29 protein-coding genes are annotated in these 17,424 nt (G+C 63.1%); all 29 read left to right on the forward strand.

The window, feature by feature from the left end:
• Positions 1–187: 187 nt before the first annotated feature.
• The 29 genes from rpsL (at position 188) to rpsD (ending at position 17,422) form a co-directional block, all read left to right on the forward strand.
• Positions 188–562, forward strand: coding sequence for a 30S ribosomal protein S12 (gene rpsL / locus ACILRJ_RS08565; RefSeq protein WP_182531202.1), 375 nt, complete (start codon positions 188–190; stop codon positions 560–562).
• Positions 563–638: 76 nt separating this feature from the next.
• Positions 639–1,106, forward strand: coding sequence for a 30S ribosomal protein S7 (gene rpsG, locus ACILRJ_RS08570; protein WP_395682387.1), 468 nt, complete (start codon positions 639–641; stop codon positions 1,104–1,106).
• Positions 1,107–1,280: 174 nt separating this feature from the next.
• On the forward strand, positions 1,281–3,371 hold the full coding sequence (gene fusA / locus ACILRJ_RS08575) for an elongation factor G (RefSeq protein WP_395682389.1): 2,091 nt from the start codon (positions 1,281–1,283) through the stop codon (positions 3,369–3,371).
• 89 nt (positions 3,372–3,460) lie between these two features.
• The gene (gene tuf, locus ACILRJ_RS08580; RefSeq protein WP_395682370.1) at positions 3,461–4,651 is read left to right on the forward strand and encodes an elongation factor Tu; all 1,191 of its coding nucleotides are present in this window, start codon (positions 3,461–3,463) and stop codon (positions 4,649–4,651) included.
• Positions 4,652–5,037: 386 nt separating this feature from the next.
• Positions 5,038–5,349 (forward strand): 30S ribosomal protein S10, encoded by a 312-nt coding sequence (rpsJ, locus tag ACILRJ_RS08585; RefSeq protein WP_395683066.1) that lies wholly within the window; start codon positions 5,038–5,040, stop codon positions 5,347–5,349.
• 20 nt (positions 5,350–5,369) lie between these two features.
• Complete coding sequence (gene rplC, locus ACILRJ_RS08590; RefSeq protein WP_395682391.1) at positions 5,370–6,014, forward strand: 50S ribosomal protein L3; 645 nt, start codon at positions 5,370–5,372, stop codon at positions 6,012–6,014.
• A gap of 10 nt (positions 6,015–6,024) precedes the next feature.
• Entirely contained in the window at positions 6,025–6,627 is a 603-nt protein-coding gene (gene rplD, locus ACILRJ_RS08595; RefSeq protein WP_395682393.1) for a 50S ribosomal protein L4, read from the forward strand.
• A complete protein-coding gene (gene rplW, locus ACILRJ_RS08600) occupies positions 6,624–6,914 on the forward strand; it encodes a 50S ribosomal protein L23 (protein ID WP_395682395.1) in 291 nt (96 codons plus the stop codon). Before rplD ends, rplW begins: the two co-directional genes overlap by 4 nt.
• A 12-nt stretch (positions 6,915–6,926) precedes the next feature.
• Positions 6,927–7,754 carry a 50S ribosomal protein L2 gene (gene rplB / locus ACILRJ_RS08605; RefSeq protein WP_395682397.1) on the forward strand — a complete coding sequence of 276 codons (828 nt, stop codon included), beginning with the start codon at positions 6,927–6,929 and terminating at the stop codon, positions 7,752–7,754.
• Positions 7,755–7,757: 3 nt separating this feature from the next.
• Positions 7,758–8,036 (forward strand): 30S ribosomal protein S19, encoded by a 279-nt coding sequence (rpsS, locus tag ACILRJ_RS08610; RefSeq protein WP_395682399.1) that lies wholly within the window; start codon positions 7,758–7,760, stop codon positions 8,034–8,036.
• 14 nt (positions 8,037–8,050) lie between these two features.
• On the forward strand, positions 8,051–8,380 hold the full coding sequence (rplV, locus tag ACILRJ_RS08615) for a 50S ribosomal protein L22 (protein WP_395682401.1): 330 nt from the start codon (positions 8,051–8,053) through the stop codon (positions 8,378–8,380).
• Between the two features lie 17 nt (positions 8,381–8,397).
• The gene (rpsC, locus tag ACILRJ_RS08620; RefSeq protein WP_395682403.1) at positions 8,398–9,105 is read left to right on the forward strand and encodes a 30S ribosomal protein S3; all 708 of its coding nucleotides are present in this window, start codon (positions 8,398–8,400) and stop codon (positions 9,103–9,105) included.
• A 3-nt stretch (positions 9,106–9,108) separates the two neighbouring features.
• A complete protein-coding gene (rplP, locus tag ACILRJ_RS08625; RefSeq protein WP_395682405.1) occupies positions 9,109–9,522 on the forward strand; it encodes a 50S ribosomal protein L16 in 414 nt (137 codons plus the stop codon).
• Positions 9,522–9,716 carry a 50S ribosomal protein L29 gene (rpmC, locus tag ACILRJ_RS08630; protein WP_395682407.1) on the forward strand — a complete coding sequence of 65 codons (195 nt, stop codon included), beginning with the start codon at positions 9,522–9,524 and terminating at the stop codon, positions 9,714–9,716. Before rplP ends, rpmC begins: the two co-directional genes overlap by 1 nt.
• A 1-nt stretch (position 9,717) precedes the next feature.
• The gene (gene rpsQ / locus ACILRJ_RS08635; RefSeq protein WP_395682409.1) at positions 9,718–9,981 is read left to right on the forward strand and encodes a 30S ribosomal protein S17; all 264 of its coding nucleotides are present in this window, start codon (positions 9,718–9,720) and stop codon (positions 9,979–9,981) included.
• A gap of 26 nt (positions 9,982–10,007) precedes the next feature.
• Complete coding sequence (gene rplN / locus ACILRJ_RS08640) at positions 10,008–10,376, forward strand: 50S ribosomal protein L14 (protein ID WP_131994950.1); 369 nt, start codon at positions 10,008–10,010, stop codon at positions 10,374–10,376.
• 13 nt (positions 10,377–10,389) lie between these two features.
• The gene (rplX, locus tag ACILRJ_RS08645; RefSeq protein WP_395682412.1) at positions 10,390–10,704 is read left to right on the forward strand and encodes a 50S ribosomal protein L24; all 315 of its coding nucleotides are present in this window, start codon (positions 10,390–10,392) and stop codon (positions 10,702–10,704) included.
• A gap of 10 nt (positions 10,705–10,714) precedes the next feature.
• Positions 10,715–11,257 (forward strand): 50S ribosomal protein L5, encoded by a 543-nt coding sequence (gene rplE / locus ACILRJ_RS08650; RefSeq protein WP_395682414.1) that lies wholly within the window; start codon positions 10,715–10,717, stop codon positions 11,255–11,257.
• Positions 11,258–11,275: 18 nt separating this feature from the next.
• Complete coding sequence (gene rpsN, locus ACILRJ_RS08655; protein WP_395682416.1) at positions 11,276–11,581, forward strand: 30S ribosomal protein S14; 306 nt, start codon at positions 11,276–11,278, stop codon at positions 11,579–11,581.
• Between the two features lie 113 nt (positions 11,582–11,694).
• Positions 11,695–12,090, forward strand: coding sequence for a 30S ribosomal protein S8 (rpsH, locus tag ACILRJ_RS08660; RefSeq protein ID WP_395682418.1), 396 nt, complete (start codon positions 11,695–11,697; stop codon positions 12,088–12,090).
• 19 nt (positions 12,091–12,109) lie between these two features.
• The gene (gene rplF, locus ACILRJ_RS08665) at positions 12,110–12,637 is read left to right on the forward strand and encodes a 50S ribosomal protein L6 (protein WP_395682420.1); all 528 of its coding nucleotides are present in this window, start codon (positions 12,110–12,112) and stop codon (positions 12,635–12,637) included.
• Positions 12,638–12,717: 80 nt separating this feature from the next.
• Positions 12,718–13,071 (forward strand): 50S ribosomal protein L18, encoded by a 354-nt coding sequence (rplR, locus tag ACILRJ_RS08670; protein ID WP_395682422.1) that lies wholly within the window; start codon positions 12,718–12,720, stop codon positions 13,069–13,071.
• Positions 13,072–13,187: 116 nt separating this feature from the next.
• Positions 13,188–13,700 (forward strand): 30S ribosomal protein S5, encoded by a 513-nt coding sequence (gene rpsE, locus ACILRJ_RS08675; RefSeq protein WP_395682424.1) that lies wholly within the window; start codon positions 13,188–13,190, stop codon positions 13,698–13,700.
• Positions 13,693–13,899: a 50S ribosomal protein L30 gene (gene rpmD / locus ACILRJ_RS08680; RefSeq protein WP_395682427.1), complete on the forward strand. Its 207-nt coding sequence runs from the start codon at positions 13,693–13,695 to the stop codon at positions 13,897–13,899. The genes rpsE and rpmD overlap by 8 nt, the downstream gene beginning before the upstream one ends.
• Before the next feature lie 60 nt (positions 13,900–13,959).
• Entirely contained in the window at positions 13,960–14,400 is a 441-nt protein-coding gene (rplO, locus tag ACILRJ_RS08685; protein WP_395683068.1) for a 50S ribosomal protein L15, read from the forward strand.
• A 4-nt stretch (positions 14,401–14,404) separates the two neighbouring features.
• Entirely contained in the window at positions 14,405–15,718 is a 1,314-nt protein-coding gene (secY, locus tag ACILRJ_RS08690) for a preprotein translocase subunit SecY (RefSeq protein WP_395682429.1), read from the forward strand.
• Positions 15,719–15,832: 114 nt separating this feature from the next.
• Positions 15,833–16,189 (forward strand): 30S ribosomal protein S13, encoded by a 357-nt coding sequence (rpsM, locus tag ACILRJ_RS08695; protein WP_395682431.1) that lies wholly within the window; start codon positions 15,833–15,835, stop codon positions 16,187–16,189.
• Between the two features lie 135 nt (positions 16,190–16,324).
• On the forward strand, positions 16,325–16,717 hold the full coding sequence (gene rpsK, locus ACILRJ_RS08700) for a 30S ribosomal protein S11 (RefSeq protein ID WP_395682433.1): 393 nt from the start codon (positions 16,325–16,327) through the stop codon (positions 16,715–16,717).
• Positions 16,718–16,789: 72 nt separating this feature from the next.
• Positions 16,790–17,422, forward strand: a complete 633-nt coding sequence (gene rpsD / locus ACILRJ_RS08705) for a 30S ribosomal protein S4 (RefSeq protein ID WP_395682435.1) — start codon at positions 16,790–16,792, stop codon at positions 17,420–17,422.
• The last annotated feature ends 2 nt before the right edge of the window (positions 17,423–17,424 follow it).

The following is a 17,424-nucleotide window of genomic DNA, read 5'->3' on the forward strand; positions in this document are numbered from 1 at the left end:
GACATCGAAATGAGGCGAAGGGATCGCCTCGTGTTCGAGCGCAGGATGCCGGGCGCGCGGTTGACCGTTTTGTCAGCCGCACGTTATACTCTTTCGTCTTGGCAGGCCGATTTTCATTCGGCCTGCCTTTTGTTTCCCGGATATCCCGGGATTTCTTCCCAGAATTTCGCAGGCACGGTTCAAACGCATGTCAACAGTCAATCAGCTGGTACGCAAGCCGCGCAGCCCGAAGACCTACAAGAGTGCGTCTCCGGCGCTGGCGAACTGCCCGCAACGTCGCGGCGTGTGCACACGCGTCTACACGACCACGCCGAAGAAGCCGAACTCGGCCCTGCGCAAGGTCGCCAAGGTGCGCCTGACCAACGGCTTCGAGGTCATCAGCTACATCGGTGGTGAAGGGCACAACCTGCAGGAACACTCGGTCGTGCTGATCCGCGGCGGTCGCGTGAAGGACCTCCCCGGCGTGCGCTACCACACTGTGCGCGGCAGCCTCGACGCCGCGGGCGTCACCAAGCGTCGCCAGAGCCGTTCGAAGTACGGCGCGAAGCGTCCGAAATCCTGATCCGTTCTATTCCACACAGGCGCTCGTGCGCTTGAGTATCAAGCGGCCCCCGTGGCCGCATCATTGAGAAGAAGCTATGTCCCGCAAAGGCAATACCCCCACCCGCGAACTGCTGCCGGATCCCAAGCACGGCAGCCAGGTCATTGCGCGCTTCATCAACATGGTCATGCAGAGCGGCAAGAAGTCGGTCGCTGAGCAGATCGTCTACGGCGCGCTGGATGCCATCGGCGAGAAGCATGCGGAGCCGGTCGCGCTGGTGGAGAAGGCGCTCAACAACGTCGCCCCGGCGGTCGAGGTGAAGTCCCGCCGCGTCGGCGGTGCGACCTATCAGGTGCCGGTCGAAGTGCGTTCGACGCGCCGTACCGCGTTGGCGATGCGCTGGCTGATCGACGCGGCGCGCAAGCGCGGCGAGAACACGATGCCGCGCAAGCTCGCGGCGGAATTGCTCGAAGCTTCCGAGAACCGCGGTGGCGCGGTGAAGAAGCGCGAAGAGACGCACCGCATGGCGGAAGCGAACAAGGCGTTCTCGCACTACCGCTGGTAATGGCTGATCTTTGCCGTCAGCCCTGACGGCAAAGTACGAACCGGCATGCGTATCTTTTGCCGTCGTCCCTGACGGCGAAGGACAGACCGGCATCCACGCCGGACTTTTCAATTTACAAGCACGGTCTCGGAAGACCGTCGAGGAGCGGGGCGGGAAGCCCTGCGAAGGTAGACTATGGCTCGCACCACCCCAATCGAACGCTACCGCAATTTCGGCATCATGGCCCACATCGATGCCGGCAAGACGACCACGACCGAACGCATCCTCTTCTACACCGGCGTCAATCACAAGATTGGCGAAGTGCATGAAGGTGCGGCGACCATGGACTGGATGGAGCAGGAACAGGAGCGCGGCATCACGATCACGTCGGCCGCGACGACCTGCTTCTGGACCGGCATGGACCGTTCGTTCCCGCAGCATCGTTTCAACATCATCGACACCCCCGGGCACGTCGACTTCACGATTGAGGTCGAGCGCTCGCTGCGCGTGCTCGACGGCGCGGTGTTCGTGCTGTGCGCGGTCGGCGGCGTGCAGCCGCAGTCCGAGACCGTCTGGCGTCAGGCCAACAAGTACGGCGTGCCGCGTCTCGCGTTCGTCAACAAGATGGATCGCACCGGCGCGGACTTCGACAAGGTCGTCGGCCAGCTGAAGGCGCGTCTTGGCGCGAATCCGGTGCCGATGCAGGTGCCGATCGGCGCCGAAGAGAATTTCGAGGGCGTGATCGACCTGGTCAAGATGAAGGCGATCTACTGGGACGTCGAGTCGCAGGGCATGTCGTTCGAGTACCGCGACATTCCGGCCAACCTGCAGGAAGTCTGCGCGAAGGCGCATTCGTACCTGGTTGAGTCGGCTGCCGAGACGTCGGAAGAACTCATGGACAAGTACCTCGGCGAAGGTTCGCTGTCCGAGGACGAGATCCATGCCGGCATCCGCGCCGCGGTCGTCGCCAACAAGCTGATTCCGGTGTTCTGCGGCACCGCGTTCAAGAACAAGGGCGTCCAGGCTATGCTTGACGCCGTCGTGCGCTATTTGCCGGCTCCGTCCGATCGTCCGCCGGTCAAGGGCATCGACGAGGACGAGAAGGAAGATTCGCGCAACGCCGTCGACGAGGCGCCGTTCTCCGCGCTCGCGTTCAAGATCATGACCGACCCGTTCGTCGGTTCGCTGACGTTCTTCCGCGTGTATTCGGGCGTGCTGAATTCGGGCGACACCGTCTATAACCCGGTCAAGAGCAGGAAGGAGCGTGTCGGTCGCATCCTGCAGATGCACGCGGCCGAGCGCAGCGAAATCAAGGAAGTCCGCGCCGGCGACATCGCCGCTGCGGTCGGCCTGAAGGACGTCACGACCGGCGACACGCTGTGCGCGACCGACAACGTCATCACGCTGGAGCGCATGGTGTTTCCGGAGCCGGTCATCGCGATGGCGGTCGAGCCGAAGACGAAGTCGGACCAGGAAAAGATGGGCATCGCCCTGTCGCGTCTCGCACAGGAAGATCCGTCGTTCCGCGTTCGTTCCGACGAGGAATCGGGCCAGACCATCATCGCGGGCATGGGCGAGCTGCACCTGGAAATCCTCGTTGACCGCATGAAGCGCGAGTTCAACGTCGAAGCGAACGTCGGCAAGCCGCAGGTGGCCTACCGCGAAACCATCCGCAAGGCGGTCAAGCAGGAAGGCAAGTTCGTGCGCCAGTCGGGCGGCAAGGGCCAGTACGGCCACGTCGTGCTGGAGATCGAGCCGCAGGAACGTGGCGCGGGTTACGTGTTCGAGAACGTGACGGTCGGCGGTTCGGTGCCGAAGGAATACGTGCCGGCGGTCGACAAGGGCATCCGTGAAGCGATGACCAGCGGTCCGATGGCGGGCTACCCGGTCGTCGACATCAAGATCAAGCTGGTCGATGGTTCGTACCACGAGGTCGACTCCAACGAAATGGCGTTCAAGATCGCCGGTTCGATGGGCTTCAAGGAAGGTTTCAACAAGGCCAATCCGGTCCTGCTCGAGCCGATCATGAAGGTCGAGGTGGTGACGCCCGAGGACTACATGGGCGACGTGATGGGCGACATGAGTCGTCGTCGCGGCCTGCTGCAAGGTTCGGACGATTCGCCGTCGGGCAAGGTCATCAACGCGATGGTTCCGCTCGGCGAGATGTTCGGTTACGCGACCAGCCTGCGCTCGATGTCGCAGGGTCGCGCGACGTTCACGATGGAATTCGACCACTACGCGGAAGCGCCGACCAGCATTGCTGAAGCGGTAATCAAGAAGAGTTGATGGGTGCGATCGTTACTGATCGCGAAAATCGAGAAGCGGCCATCCGTGGCCGCACTGATTAACAAATCTTTGTTTTGAGGTTCTGAGCCATGTCGAAGGAAAAATTCGAGCGCAAGAAGCCGCACGTGAACGTGGGCACGATCGGCCACGTCGACCACGGCAAGACGACGCTGACGGCGGCGCTGACGAAGATCGGTGCGGAGCGTTTTGGCGGCGAGTTCAAGGCGTACGACCAGATCGACGCGGCGCCGGAAGAGAAGGCTCGCGGCATCACGATCTCGACGGCGCACGTGGAATACGAATCGCCGAACCGGCACTACGCGCACGTGGACTGCCCGGGCCACGCGGACTACGTGAAGAACATGATCACGGGTGCGGCGCAGATGGACGGCGCGATCCTGGTGTGTTCGGCGGCGGACGGTCCGATGCCGCAGACGCGCGAGCACATCCTGCTGGCGCGCCAGGTCGGCGTGCCGTACATCGTGGTGTTCCTGAACAAGGCGGACATGGTCGACGACGCGGAGCTGCTGGAGCTCGTCGAGATGGAAGTGCGTGAGCTGCTGTCGAAGTACAACTTCCCGGGCGACGACACGCCGATCATCAAGGGATCGGCGCTGAAGGCGCTGGAAGGCGACCAGTCGGAAATCGGCGTGCCGGCGATCATCAAGCTGGTGGACGCGCTGGACACGTGGATTCCGGAGCCGCAGCGCGACATCGACAAGCCGTTCCTGATGCCGGTCGAGGACGTGTTCTCGATCTCGGGTCGTGGCACGGTGGTGACGGGCCGCATCGAGCGTGGCGTGATCAAGGTGGGCGAGGAAATCGAGATCGTGGGCATCCGTCCGACGGTCAAGACGACGGTGACGGGCGTGGAGATGTTCCGCAAGCTGCTGGACCAGGGCCAGGCGGGCGACAACGCGGGCCTGCTGCTGCGCGGCACGAAGCGCGACGAAGTGGAGCGCGGCCAGGTGCTGGCGAAGCCGGGCTCGATCACGCCGCACACGAAGTTCGAGGCGGAAGTGTACGTGCTGTCGAAGGACGAGGGCGGTCGTCATACGCCGTTCTTCAAGGGCTACCGTCCGCAGTTCTACTTCCGTACGACGGACGTGACGGGTGCGTGCGAGCTGCCGGAAGGCGTCGAGATGGTGATGCCGGGCGACAACGTGAAGATGGTGGTGACGTTGATCGCGCCGATCGCGATGGACGAAGGCCTGCGCTTCGCGATCCGCGAGGGCGGCCGCACGGTCGGCGCCGGCGTGGTGGCGAAGATCGTCCAGTAGGTCTGGATGCGGAATCGGAGTCCGCGAAAAGCGGATTCCGACTCCCCGAAAGCTTCCAATTCGAAAAGCATCTTGCTATAGTAGAAAGCTCATCGCCGTTCTGGTCCTCGTGCCGGACGGCAAAAACAGCGAAATGAGGCGCAGGAAGCGCTTCGAGTTCGCCGACAGGACGTCGACCGCGCCGATCCCGGTTTGCAAGACCGGGCGCCCCAAAGGTGGTAGTCGGATGCGAAAGGGTTTCAAGATTGAGCGGACCGACATCGGCCCGCTCAATTTTTCGTAGTCTGCAACAGGTATTGAAGGCCGCCCCCGTAGGGCGCGGCGGGCAGGGTTCAGCGAACCCCGCTGTCGATGAACAGCGTTCTTTCAGATTCAAGGACACGGCAATGGCGGACCAGAAGATTCGTATCCGGCTCAAGGCTTTCGATCATCGCCTGATCGACCGCTCCGCGAGCGAAATCGTCGAGACGGCGAAGCGTACCGGCGCGCAGGTTCTTGGCCCGATCCCGCTGCCGACCAAGATCGAGCGCTACACCATTCTGGTGTCGCCGCACGCCGACAAGGATGCGCGCGACCAGTACGAGACGCGCGTGCACAAGCGTGTCATGGACATCGTCGATCCGAACGACAAGACCGTGGACGCGCTGATGAAGCTCGACCTCGCGGCCGGCGTCGACGTCCAGATCAAGCTGCACTGAAGGCAAGGCAGAGACAGACCATGAGTATTGGGTTGGTGGGTCGTAAATGCGGCATGAGCCGCGTCTTCACCGAAGATGGCCGTTCGGTGCCGGTGACGCTGATCGAAGCGACGCCGAACCGCGTGACGCAGGTGAAGACGGTTGAATCCGACGGCTACAGCGCCGTGCAGGTCACTGCGGGCGCGAAGCGCGCGGCACTGATCAGCAAGCCGCTTGCCGGTCACTACGCCAAGGCGAACGTGACCGCCGGGCGTGGCCTGTGGGAGTTCCGCGTCGAAGCCGGCGAGCTGGGCAAGTTTCCGCTCGGTGGCGAACTGAAGGCCGAGGAGATCTTCTCGATCGGCCAGAAGGTCGACGTCGCCGGCGTCAGCAAGGGCAAGGGCTTCCAGGGCACGATCAAGCGCTGGAACTTCTCGATGGGTGACGCGACGCACGGCAACTCGCTGTCGCATCGCGCGCCGGGCTCGATCGGCCAGCGCCAGACGCCGGGTCGCGTCTTCCCGGGCAAGAAGATGTCCGGCCAGATGGGCAACGTCAATCGCTCGGCGATGAACCTCGAGGTCGTGAAGATCGACACCGAGCGCCATCTGATCGCGATCAAGGGCGCGGTCCCGGGTGCTCCGGGCGGCCACGTGATCATCCGTCCCGCCGCGAAGTCGAAGTAAGGAGGACGCCATGGAACTGAATGTCGCTGGCGCCAAGCCCGTCACCTTGTCCGAAGGAGTGTTCGGCAAGGAATTTCGCGAAGACCTCGTGCATCAGGTCGTCGTCGCGTATCGCAATGCAGGCCGTTCCGGCACGAAGGCGCAGAAGACGCGTTCGGAAGTGAACGGAACGACCAAGAAATCGAAGAAGCAGAAGGGCGGCGGCGCGCGCCACGGCGCGCTCAAGGCGCCGATCTTCCGCGGTGGTGGCGTCACGTTCGCGGCCAAGCCGCGTTCGTTCGCGCAGAAGGTCAACCGCAAGATGTTCCGCGGCGCGATGGTCTCGATCCTTTCCGAGTTGAATCGCCAGGGCCGCCTCTCGCTGGTCGAATCGTTCGGCATCGAACAGCCGAAGACGAAGCTGATGGCTGCCAAGCTCGACGAGCTCAAGGCAAGCGGTCGCGTCGTGCTGGTTGCCGAGAACGCGCCCGAGGCGCTGTTCCTCGCCGCGCGCAACGTGCCGTATTTGCACATCGTCGACGTCGCGGCGCTCGATCCGGTCAGCCTGGTCGGTGCGGACAAGGTCGTTATGACCGTCGAATCGCTCAAGCGCATTGAGGAATGGCTGGCATGAAAGAGCATCTCTTCAGCGTCCTGCGTGCGCCGCACATCTCCGAAAAGAGTGCGCGCCTGCAGGAACTCAACCAATACGTGTTCGAAGTTGCGCAGTCCGCGACCAAGGCCGATGTGAAAGCGGCGGTGGAAGGACTGTTCAGCGTCGAGGTGCAGTCGGTCAACCTGGTGAATGTGAAAGGCAAGGCCAGGGCTTTCCGCAATCGCGCCGGCACGCGCAGCAACAAGCGCAAGGCATATGTGCGACTCGCCGATGGCCAGACCATCGATGTTTCGGCCAAGGCGTAAGGTGATCCACCCATGGCATTGATTACAGTAAAACCGACTTCCGCTGGACGCCGCGCCGTTGTGCGCGTATTCACGCCTGGCCTCCACAAGGGTGACCCGTACGGTCCCCTGACCGAGTCGCAGTCGAAGACCGGCGGCCGCAACCACTATGGCCGCATCACCACGCGCCACAAGGGCGGCGGTTCCAAGCAGAACTACCGCATCATCGACTTCAAGCGCGACAAGGAAGGCATTGCCTGCCGCATCGAGCGCATCGAGTACGATCCGAACCGCACCGCGCACATCGCGCTGCTGCTGTTCGTGGACGGCGAGCGTCGCTACATCATCTCGCCCAAGGGCGCGAAGGTCGGCGATCAGCTGATGTCCGGCCACGATGCGCCGATAAAGGTCGGCAATTCGCTGCCGCTGCGCAACATCCCGATCGGCTCGACCGTGCATTGCATCGAGATGAAGCCGGGCAAGGGTGCGCAGATCGCGCGTTCGGCGGGCGCTTCGGCGCAGCTGGTCGCACGCGAGCAGGGTTATGCCACGTTGCGCCTTCGCTCCGGCGAAATGCGCAAGGTGCCGGCCGAGTGCCGCGCCACCATCGGTGAAGTCGGCAACTCGGAGCACAACCTCGAGAAGCTCGGCAAGGCCGGTGCATCGCGCTGGCGCGGTGTGCGCCCGACCGTTCGCGGTGCCGCGATGAACCCGGTCGACCATCCGCATGGTGGTGGTGAAGCGAAGGCAGGCCAGGGCAACCCGCATCCGGTGTCGCCGTGGGGCATGCCGACCAAGGGTTACAAGACTCGCAAGAACAAGCGCACGACGCAGTTCATCGTCCGCGATCGCAGGGGTTAAGCAATGGCTCGTTCACTGAAGAAAGGTCCGTTCGTCGACCACCACCTGATGAAGAAGGTCGAGGTCGCGGGCAATACCAAGAAGCCGATCAAGACGTGGTCGCGTCGTTCGATGATCGTGCCCGAGATGGTCGGCTTCACGCTCGCCATTCACAACGGTCGCCAGCACGTTCCAGTGCTGGTCAATGAAAACATGGTCGGCCACAAGCTCGGTGAATTCGCGCTCACGCGCACGTTCAAGGGCCACGGTGGCGACAAAAAGGCCGCCGAGGCCAAGAAGTGACGACGGTGAGCACGATGGAAGCCAAAGCGATCCTGCGCGGTGCGCGCATTTCCCCGCAGAAGGCGCGTCTGGTCGCCGACCAGGTGCGTGGCATGCCGGTCGGTCGCGCGACCAACCTGCTGCAGTTCAGCGACAAGAAGGCCGCGCACCTGATCAGGAAGGTGCTGCTGTCGGCAGTCGCGAACGCCGAAAACAACCTCGGTGCGGACGTCGACGAGCTAAAGGTCGCGAAGATCTTCGTCGACGAGGGTGCGATCCTCAAGCGCATGCATGCACGCGCCAAGGGCCGCGGTTCCCGCATCTCCAAGCGCACCAGCCACATCACCGTGGTTGTCGGCGAATAAGGCACAGGACGACTACGATGGGTCACAAAGTTCATCCCACCGGTATCCGCCTCGGCATCGCCAAGGACTGGAATTCGAAGTGGTTCGCGAACAAGCGCGAGTACGCCGAGTACCTGGGCGCCGATCTCAAGGTGCGCGAGCTGCTGAAGAAGAAGCTCGCCCAGGCGGGCATTTCGAAGATCCAGATCGAGCGGCCGGCCAAGACGGCCCGCGTGACGATCCACACGGCGCGTCCGGGTGTCGTCATCGGCAAGAAGGGCGAGGATATCGAGAAGCTGCGCAAGGAAGTCTCGACCGTGATGGGCGTTCCGGCGCACATCAACGTGATCGAGGTGCGCAAGCCCGAGCTCGATGCGCAGTTGGTCGCCGAATCGATCGCGCAGCAGCTTGAGCGCCGCATCATGTTCCGCCGCGCAATGAAGCGCTCGGTGCAGAACGCGATGCGCCTCGGTGCGCTCGGCATCAAGGTCAACGTCGGCGGTCGCCTCAATGGTGCCGAGATCGCGCGTTCGGAGTGGTACCGCGAAGGTCGCGTGCCGCTGCATACGCTTCGTGCGGACATCGACTACGGCTTCGCCGAGGCGAAGACCACGTATGGAATCATTGGCGTGAAGGTGTGGGTCTTCAAGGGCGAGATTTTCGACCTGCACGCTTCACAGCAGGAAGCCAAGGCGGAGGCCGCTGAAGAGCGCCCACAGCGTCGCGCGCCGAAGGCGGGAGCGTAAGTCATGCTGCAACCCAAGCGCACCAAGTACCGCAAGGTCCAGAAGGCCCGCAACCGAGGCCTCGCGTATGTCTCGAACAAGGTCAGCTTCGGCGAATACGGCCTGAAGGCGACCACGCACGGCCACCTGACCGCGCGCCAGATCGAAGCCGCGCGTCGCTGCATCACGCGTTATGTGAAGCGCGGCGGCAAGCTGTGGATCCGCGTGTTCCCGGACAAGCCGATCTCGAAGAAGCCGATCGAAGTCCGCATGGGCAACGGCAAGGGCAACGTCGAGTATTGGGTGGCTCCGGTACAGCCGGGCCGCATGTTGTATGAAATCGAGGGAATTGCCGAAGTCGAAGCTCGCGAGGCGTTTCGCCTTGCCGCCGCCAAACTTTCGGTGCAGACCCAATTCGTCGCCCGTACGGTGCTGTGATGGAACTGAAAGAACTCCGCCAGAAGAATGCTGAGCAGCTCGGCGAGCATCTCGTCGACCTGCGCCGCGAACAATTCAACCTGCGCATGCAGAAGGGCTCCGGCCAGCTCACGCAGACCCATCAGTTCGGCCGCGTCCGTCGCGAGATTGCGCAGGTCAAGCACCTGCTCGGCGCGAAGAAGCAGGGGCAGTGACATGAGCGAGAATGAAAAGACGCAGCGCACGCTGGAAGGGCGCGTGGTCAGCAACAAGATGACCAAGACCGTGACCGTCCTGCTTGAGCGCCAAGTGCAGCATCCGCTGTACGGCAAGATCGTGCGCCGTTCGACCAAGGTCCATGCGCACGACGAGGCCGGCGAGTGCAAGGAAGGCGACGTCGTCCGCATCGCGGAATGTCGTCCGCTGTCGAAGACCAAGAACTGGCGCGTAGTGAAAGTCGTCACGCGCGCTGAAGCCTAAGCGTGGGACTGGAGGAGTAAAGCAACATGATCCAGATGCAGACCACGCTGGCCGCAGCGGACAACAGCGGCGCGCGCGAACTGATGTGCATCAAGGTGCTGGGTGGTTCCAAGCGCCGTTATGCCCAGATCGGCGACGTGATCAAGGTATCCGTGCGGGAAGCGATTCCGCGCGGCAAGGTGAAGAAGGGCGAAGTCTACGACGCCGTCGTCGTGCGCACCCGCAAGGGCGTGCGCCGTGCGGATGGCTCGCTGATCCGCTTCGACGGCAATGCGGCCGTGCTTCTCAACAACAAGCTCGAGCCGATCGGCACCCGCATTTTCGGGCCGGTCACGCGCGAGCTGCGTGGCGAGCGCTTCATGAAGATCGTTTCGCTCGCGCCGGAAGTTTTGTAACGAGGTTGATGTCATGAACCGTATCCGCAAGGGCGACCAGGTTCTGGTGATCGCCGGCAAGAACAAGGGTCAGAAGGGTGAAGTGACGCGCGTCGCGGGCGAATCCGTGTTCGTGCAGAACATCAACCTGATCAAGCGCCACACCAAGCCGAATCCGCAGGCGAACCAGCCCGGCGGAATCGTCGAGCGTGAAGCTGCGATCCATATTTCCAACGTAATGCTGTTCAACACCGCCACCGGCAAGGGTGAGCGCGTGGGCTTCAAGACGCTCGAGAATGGGCGCAAGGTCCGCGTGTATCGCTCCTCCGGCGAAGTGGTTGACGCTTGAGGCTGCCGCGATGACGACCCGTCTTGAAAAGTTCTACAAAGAAACGGTCACGCCGAAGCTGGTCGAGCGCTTCAGCTATGCCAATCCGATGCAGGTGCCGCGCCTGTCCAAGATCACGCTCAACATGGGCGTGGGCGAGGCGGTCGGCAACAAGAAGATCCTCGAGAACGCCGTGGCCGACATGGCGAAGATCTGCGGCCAGAAGCCGATCGTGACGTTGTCGCGCAAGGCACATGCGACGTTCAAGATCCGCGAGAACTGGCCGATCGGCTGCAAGGTGACCTTGCGCCGCCACCAGATGTACGAGTTCCTCGATCGCCTGATCAACATCTCGCTGCCGCGCGTGCGCGACTTCCGCGGCATTTCAGGACGTTCGTTCGACGGCCGCGGCAACTTCAACATGGGCCTGAAGGAGCAGATCATCTTCCCCGAGATCGACTTCGACCAGATCGACGCGCTGCGCGGCATGGACATCGCGATCACGACGACTGCACGTACCGACGAAGAAGCCAAGGCGCTGCTTGAAGCCTTCAGCTTCCCGTTCCGCAACTGACAGCGCGAGATTCAAGAAATGGCCAAGACCTCAATGATCAACCGCGATCTCAAGCGCACCAAGCTGGTGAAGCAGCACGGTGCCAAGCGCGCGGAGTTGAAGAAGATCGTCTCCAGTACCACGGCGTCGTACGACGAAAAGCTCGCTGCCGCGGTCAAGCTGCAGAAGCTGCCGCGCGATTCCAGCCCATCGCGCCAGCGCAACCGTTGCGCGCTGACGGGTCGTTCTCGCGGCGTGTACAGCAAGTTCGGCCTCGCCCGCCACAAGCTGCGCGAAGCGACCATGCGCGGCGACGTGCCGGGTCTGCGCAAGGCGAGCTGGTAACAAAAGTCGTGATTCGTGACGGGGGATTCGGGATTGGCAAAGGCCTTTGAATCACGACTCACGAATCACCAGTCCCGGATTTCCGGATATCGATGCCAATCAGGAATTGAAACATGAGCATGACTGATCCCATCGCCGACATGTTTACGCGCATTCGCAATGCGCAAGCCACGGGCAAGCGCTCGGTGGCCATGCCGGCTTCCCGTGTCAAGCACGCGATCGCGAACTTGCTGAAGGACGAGGGCTACGTTGCCGAAGTGCAGACGAGCACCGTCGAAGGCAAGCCGAAGCTCGAGATCGCGCTGAAGTACTACGAAGGCAAGCCGGTCATCGCGCGCATCGAGCGCGTCAGCCGCTCGGGCCTGCGTGTGTATCGCGGCAAGGACGCGCTGCCGAAGATCCTCAACGGCCTCGGCATTTCGATCGTTTCCACCTCGTCCGGGATCATGACCGACGCGCAGGCCCGCAAGCAGGGTCTCGGCGGCGAAGTCATCGGCCTGGTCGCCTAAGTTTCTTGGAGTAGAGATCATGTCACGCGTTGCCAAGAAACCCATCAACCTTCCGAAGGGCGTCGAGTGCCAGGTCAAGGCCGATGCGATCACCGTGAAGGGCCCGAAGGGCACCCTCGCGATGGCCGCTCCGGCGGGCGTCGATGTCGCGATCGAAGGCGGCCAGATCAAGCTGAGCGCGAAGACCGCGGACAGCATGAAGATGGCCGGTACCGCCCGCGCACTGATCAACAACATGGTCACCGGCGTCAGCGACGGCTATCAGCGCAAGCTGGAACTGGTCGGCGTCGGCTACCGTGCCGCGCTGCAGGGCAAGGACCTCAATCTCACCCTCGGCTTCTCGCATCCGGTCGTGTTCCATGCGCCGGAAGGCATCACGATCACGGTTCCGGTGCAGACCGAAATCCTGATCGCCGGAGCCGACAAGCAGCGTGTCGGTGAAGTCGCGGCGAAGATCCGCGCATTCCGTCCGCCGGAACCCTACAAGGGCAAGGGCGTGCGCTACTCAGGTGAAAAGATCAACCTCAAGGAAGCCAAGAAGGCGTAGTGCGGGTTCCCCGCAAAAGCCCGGCCAGCCATGGCCGGACTTCTCACCAGAGCTGCCGATCCGCTTCCGGGACAAAGACAATGGAAAAGAACATCGCAAGACTTCGCCGCGCCAAGACCACGCGCTCGCACATTCGCACGTTGGGCGTGCCGCGCCTGTCCGTGCATCGCAGCGGGCAGCACATCTACGCGCAGGTGCAGACGGCCGAGGGCGACAAGGTCATCGCTGCCGCGTCGACGACGCAGAAAAGCCTCGCCGAGGGCCTGAAGGGAACGAAGAACAAGGCAGCGGCCGCAGCGGTCGGCAAGGCCGTCGCCGAAGCCGCGCTGAAGGCGGGCGTCGAGAAGGTCGCGTTCGATCGTTCAGGCTTCCGCTACCACGGTCGCATCCAGGCGCTGGCGGAAGCCGCGCGTGAGGCGGGCCTGAAGTTCTGAAGAATATCGCGGCGACGAGTTACCTCGTCCCGGGTTTCCGGCACCAACCACAATTCTAAGCGGCCCCGCCGCAAGCAGAAGTCCGCATCCCCAGGGAGCGGCACACAAGGTGAAACATGGCGAACAACAACGAACGTGAAAACAGCGATGGCTTCCTCGAGAAGCTGATCGCGGTCAACCGCGTGGCGAAGACCGTCAAGGGTGGTCGCCAGATGAGCTTCACGGCCCTGACCGTCGTTGGCGACGGCGATGGCCGCGTCGGCTTCGGATACGGCAAGGCGCGCGAAGTGCCGGTCGCGATCTCGAAGGCGATGGAACGCGCGCGCAAGGGCATGGTGAAGATCCAGCTCAACAACGGCACGCTGTTCCATGCGGTGAAGGCGAATCATGGCGCCGCGAAGGTGTTCATGCAGCCGGCTTCGGAAGGCACCGGCGTGATCGCCGGCGGCGCGATGCGCGCCGTGCTGGAAGTCGTCGGCGTCAAGAACGTCCTTGCCAAGGCGGTTGGTTCGCGCAACCCGATCAACCTAGTGCGCGCGACGATCAACGGTCTGCAGGCGATGGTTTCGCCCGACCGCATCGCCTCCAAGCGCGGCAAGACGGTGGAAGAGGTGCTCGGCAATGGCTAAGACGACGACGAATGCAGGCAAGACGATCCGCGTCCGCCTGTTCAAGAGCATCAACGGCTGTCAGGGCCGCCACCGCACCAGCGTGCGCGCGCTCGGCCTGCGCAAGCTCAACGATGTGCGCGAACTGGTGGATTCTCCGTCGGTGCGCGGCCTGATCAACCAGGTCAACTATCTGGTCCGCATCGAGGAAGGCGCGTAACGCGCCCCGGGGCATTGAACGGTTGTTCACTGCCCCGAACTAGCAATCTTTCTGGAGTCGATTGACATGCGTCTCAACACACTCAAGCCCGCCGAAGGTGCCCGCAAGGATCGCGTCCGCGTCGGTCGCGGCATCGGTTCGGGCCTTGGCAAGACCGCGGGTCGCGGTCACAAGGGTCAGTTCGCGCGCTCCGGCAAGGGCAAGGTTAAGGCCGGTTTCGAAGGCGGCCAGATGCCGCTGCAGCGTCGCCTGCCGAAGGTCGGCTTCCGTTCCAAGAAGGCGCATCAAGTCGCCGAAGTGCTGCTGTACCAGCTCGACTCGCTGAAGGGCGACGTCGTCGATTTCGACACGCTGAAGGCGGCGGGGCTGGTCGAGACGCGCGCCGAGCGCGTGAAGATCGTCAAGAAGGGCGAGATCAAGCGCGCGCTGAAGCTCAAGGGCGTGGCGGTCACCGCCGGCGCCAAGGCCGCGATCGAGGCTGCCGGCGGCAGCGTGGAGTAAGCGCGTGGCGTCTTCGCAGTCCAATCCGCTCGCCTCGCTCGGCAAGTTGACCGAACTCAAGCAGCGCCTGCTGTTCGTGGTCGGCGCGCTCATCGTGTACCGGCTTGGCTCATTCATCCCGTTGCCGGGCGTGAATTCGGGGGCGATGGAAGACCTGCTGAAGAACGCAGGCGGCCTGCTCGACATGTTCAACATGTTCTCGGGCGGTGCGTTGAGCCGCATGTCGGTGTTCGCGCTCGGCGTGATCCCGTACATTTCGGCGTCGATCATCGTGCAGATGTTCGCGTCGGTGATCCCGAGCTGGCAGCAGCTGCGCAAGGAAGGCGAGTCGGGGCGGCGCAAGCTGACCACCTATACCCGCATCGGCACGGTTGCGCTGGCACTGTTCCAGTCGTTCGGCGTCGCGACCATGCTGCAGGTGCAGCCCGGCATCGTGTATGCGCCGGGTCCGAGCTTCGTCCTCACGACGATTGTCGGGCTGACCGCCGGCACCATGTTCCTGATGTGGCTTGGCGAGCAGATCACCGAGCGTGGCGTCGGCAACGGCATTTCGCTGCTGATCTTCGCCGGTATCGTGGCGGGTCTGCCCGCCGCGGTCGTGCACACGCTCGGCATGGCACAGACCGGTGAAATGCCGATCCTGCGCGTACTGATCGTGTTCGCGCTGGTGCTCGCGGTGACCGCGTTCGTGGTGTTCATGGAGCGCGGCCAGCGTCGCATCACCGTGAACTACGCGCGCCGCCAGGGCGGTGCCGGCAAGGCGTACATGAACCAGAGTTCGCACCTGCCGCTGAAGATCAACATGGCGGGCGTGATTCCGCCGATCTTCGCGTCTTCGCTGCTGATGTTCCCGGCGACGGCGGCGACCTGGTTCAACAATTCCAACGATATCCACTGGCTGCAGGTGTTGACCTCGTCGCTTGGCCCGGGCGAGCCGCTGCACATGCTGCTGTACGCGCTCATGATCATCGTGTTCGCGTACTTCTACACGGCGTTGACGTTCAACTCGCAGGAAACCGCGGACAACCTCAAGCGCTCGGGTGCGTTGATTCCCGGCATGCGTCCGGGCAAGGCGACCGCCGACTACATCGATGGCGTGTTGACCCGCCTGACCGGCGCCGGCGCGCTGTACCTCGTCGCGGTTTGCCTGGTGCCGGACCTGCTCCGCAACGCATGGCACGTACCGTTCTATTTCGGTGGTACCTCGCTGTTGATCGTGGTGGTCGTGGTCATGGACTTCACCGCCCAGATCCAGGCCCACCTCGTTTCGCACCAGTACGAAAGTCTGCTCAAGAAGGCGAATCTGCGCGGCCGCTGAGCGTCCAAGGTCACAATTCGGGTCTTCCCGGGCGAGGGGTTCCCCGGCCGGGGCAATCCGGATATAATGTCAAGTTCTCTGCGCACTTAAGTAGTTTTTTGGAGATCATCAAGCATGGCACGCATTGCGGGTGTCAATCTGCCGGTTCAGAAGCATGTCGTGATCGGCCTGCAGAGCATTTTCGGCGTCGGACGTTCGCGTTCGAAAAAGGTCTGCGTGGAAGCGGGTGTCAACCCGACCGCCAAGATCAAGGACCTGACCGAGGCCGAGGTCGACAAGCTGCGCCATGCGATCGCGAAGTTCACGGTCGAAGGCGACCTGCGTCGCGAGGTCGGCATGTCGATCAAGCGTCTGATCGACCTCGGCACGTATCGCGGCCTGCGCCATCGCCGCGGTCTGCCGCTGCGCGGCCAGCGTACGCGCACCAACGCACGCACCCGCAAGGGCCCGCGTCGCGCCATCAAGAAGTAGGCTGAAGAGTCCGGCCAGGATTGCCGATCTTGCCGGTCAGGACGACCGTAGAGCATTTCGTTGAATAGCCCGGCCAGGATGGCCGGGCTGCCCGGTCAGGATGGCCGTAAGCATTACTGAGGACACCCCGGACCCATGAACAAGCCGGTTGCAGTCAAACCGAAGAAGAAGACCAAGCGTGTCGTGACGGATGCCGTCGCCCACGTGCAGGCTTCGTTCAACAACACGATCGTCACGATCACCGACCGTCAGGGCAACGCGCTTTCCTGGGCGACGTCCGGCGGTGCCGGGTTCCGTGGCTCGCGCAAGTCGACGCCGTTCGCGGCGCAGGTTGCCGCCGACAAGGCCGCGCGCGTTGCCGCGGACTACGGCGTGAAGACCGTGGAAGTTCGCATCAAGGGCCCGGGCCCGGGCCGCGAGTCCGCCGTTCGCTCGCTGAACAATGCGGGCTTCAAGGTCACCAACATCATTGACGTGACGCCGATCCCGCACAACGGGTGTCGTCCGCCGAAGAAGCGGCGCGTCTAGTGCGATCGTTCCTGATCGCTACGATCAAAAACCGGCCGTCCGCGGCCGGACTTTTCAAATAGAGACTCACACATGGCTCGTTATATTGGACCTACCTGCAAGCTCGCGCGTCGCGAAGGCGCCGACCTCAGCCTCAAGAGCCCGGCGCGTGCGCTCGACTCGAAGTGCAAGCTCGAGCAGAAGCCCGGCCAGCACGGCGCCGGCGGTGCGAAGCGTGGTCGTCTTTCCGACTATGGCGTGCAGTTGCGCGAGAAGCAGAAGGTCAAGCGCATTTACGGCTTGCTTGAACGCCAGTTCCACACGTACTACCAGAAGGCCTCGGGCCAGAAGGGAAATACCGGCGAGAACCTGCTGCGCATGCTCGAGTCGCGTCTGGACAACGTCGTGTACCGCATGGGTTTCGCGGTCACGCGTGCCGCTGCGCGCCAGCTGGTTTCGCATGCGTCCGTCCGCGTCAATGGCAAGAAGGTGAACCTGCCGTCCTACCAGGTGCGCCCGGGTGACGAGGTTGCGCTGAGCGAGCGCGCCAAGAGCCAGCTGCGCGTGCAGGAGTCGCTGACGGTGTCGCAGGAAATGGATCTGGCCCCGTCGTGGGTCGAGGTCGATGCGAAGAAGGCGAGCGGCCTGTTCAAGGCGCTGCCGGAGCGTTCCGATCTGCCGTCGGACATCAACGAAAGCCTGATCATCGAGCTCTACTCGAAGTAAGA

It is taken from the genome of Dokdonella sp., assembly GCF_044227025.1.
Lineage (GTDB): Bacteria > Pseudomonadota > Gammaproteobacteria > Xanthomonadales > Rhodanobacteraceae > Dokdonella_A.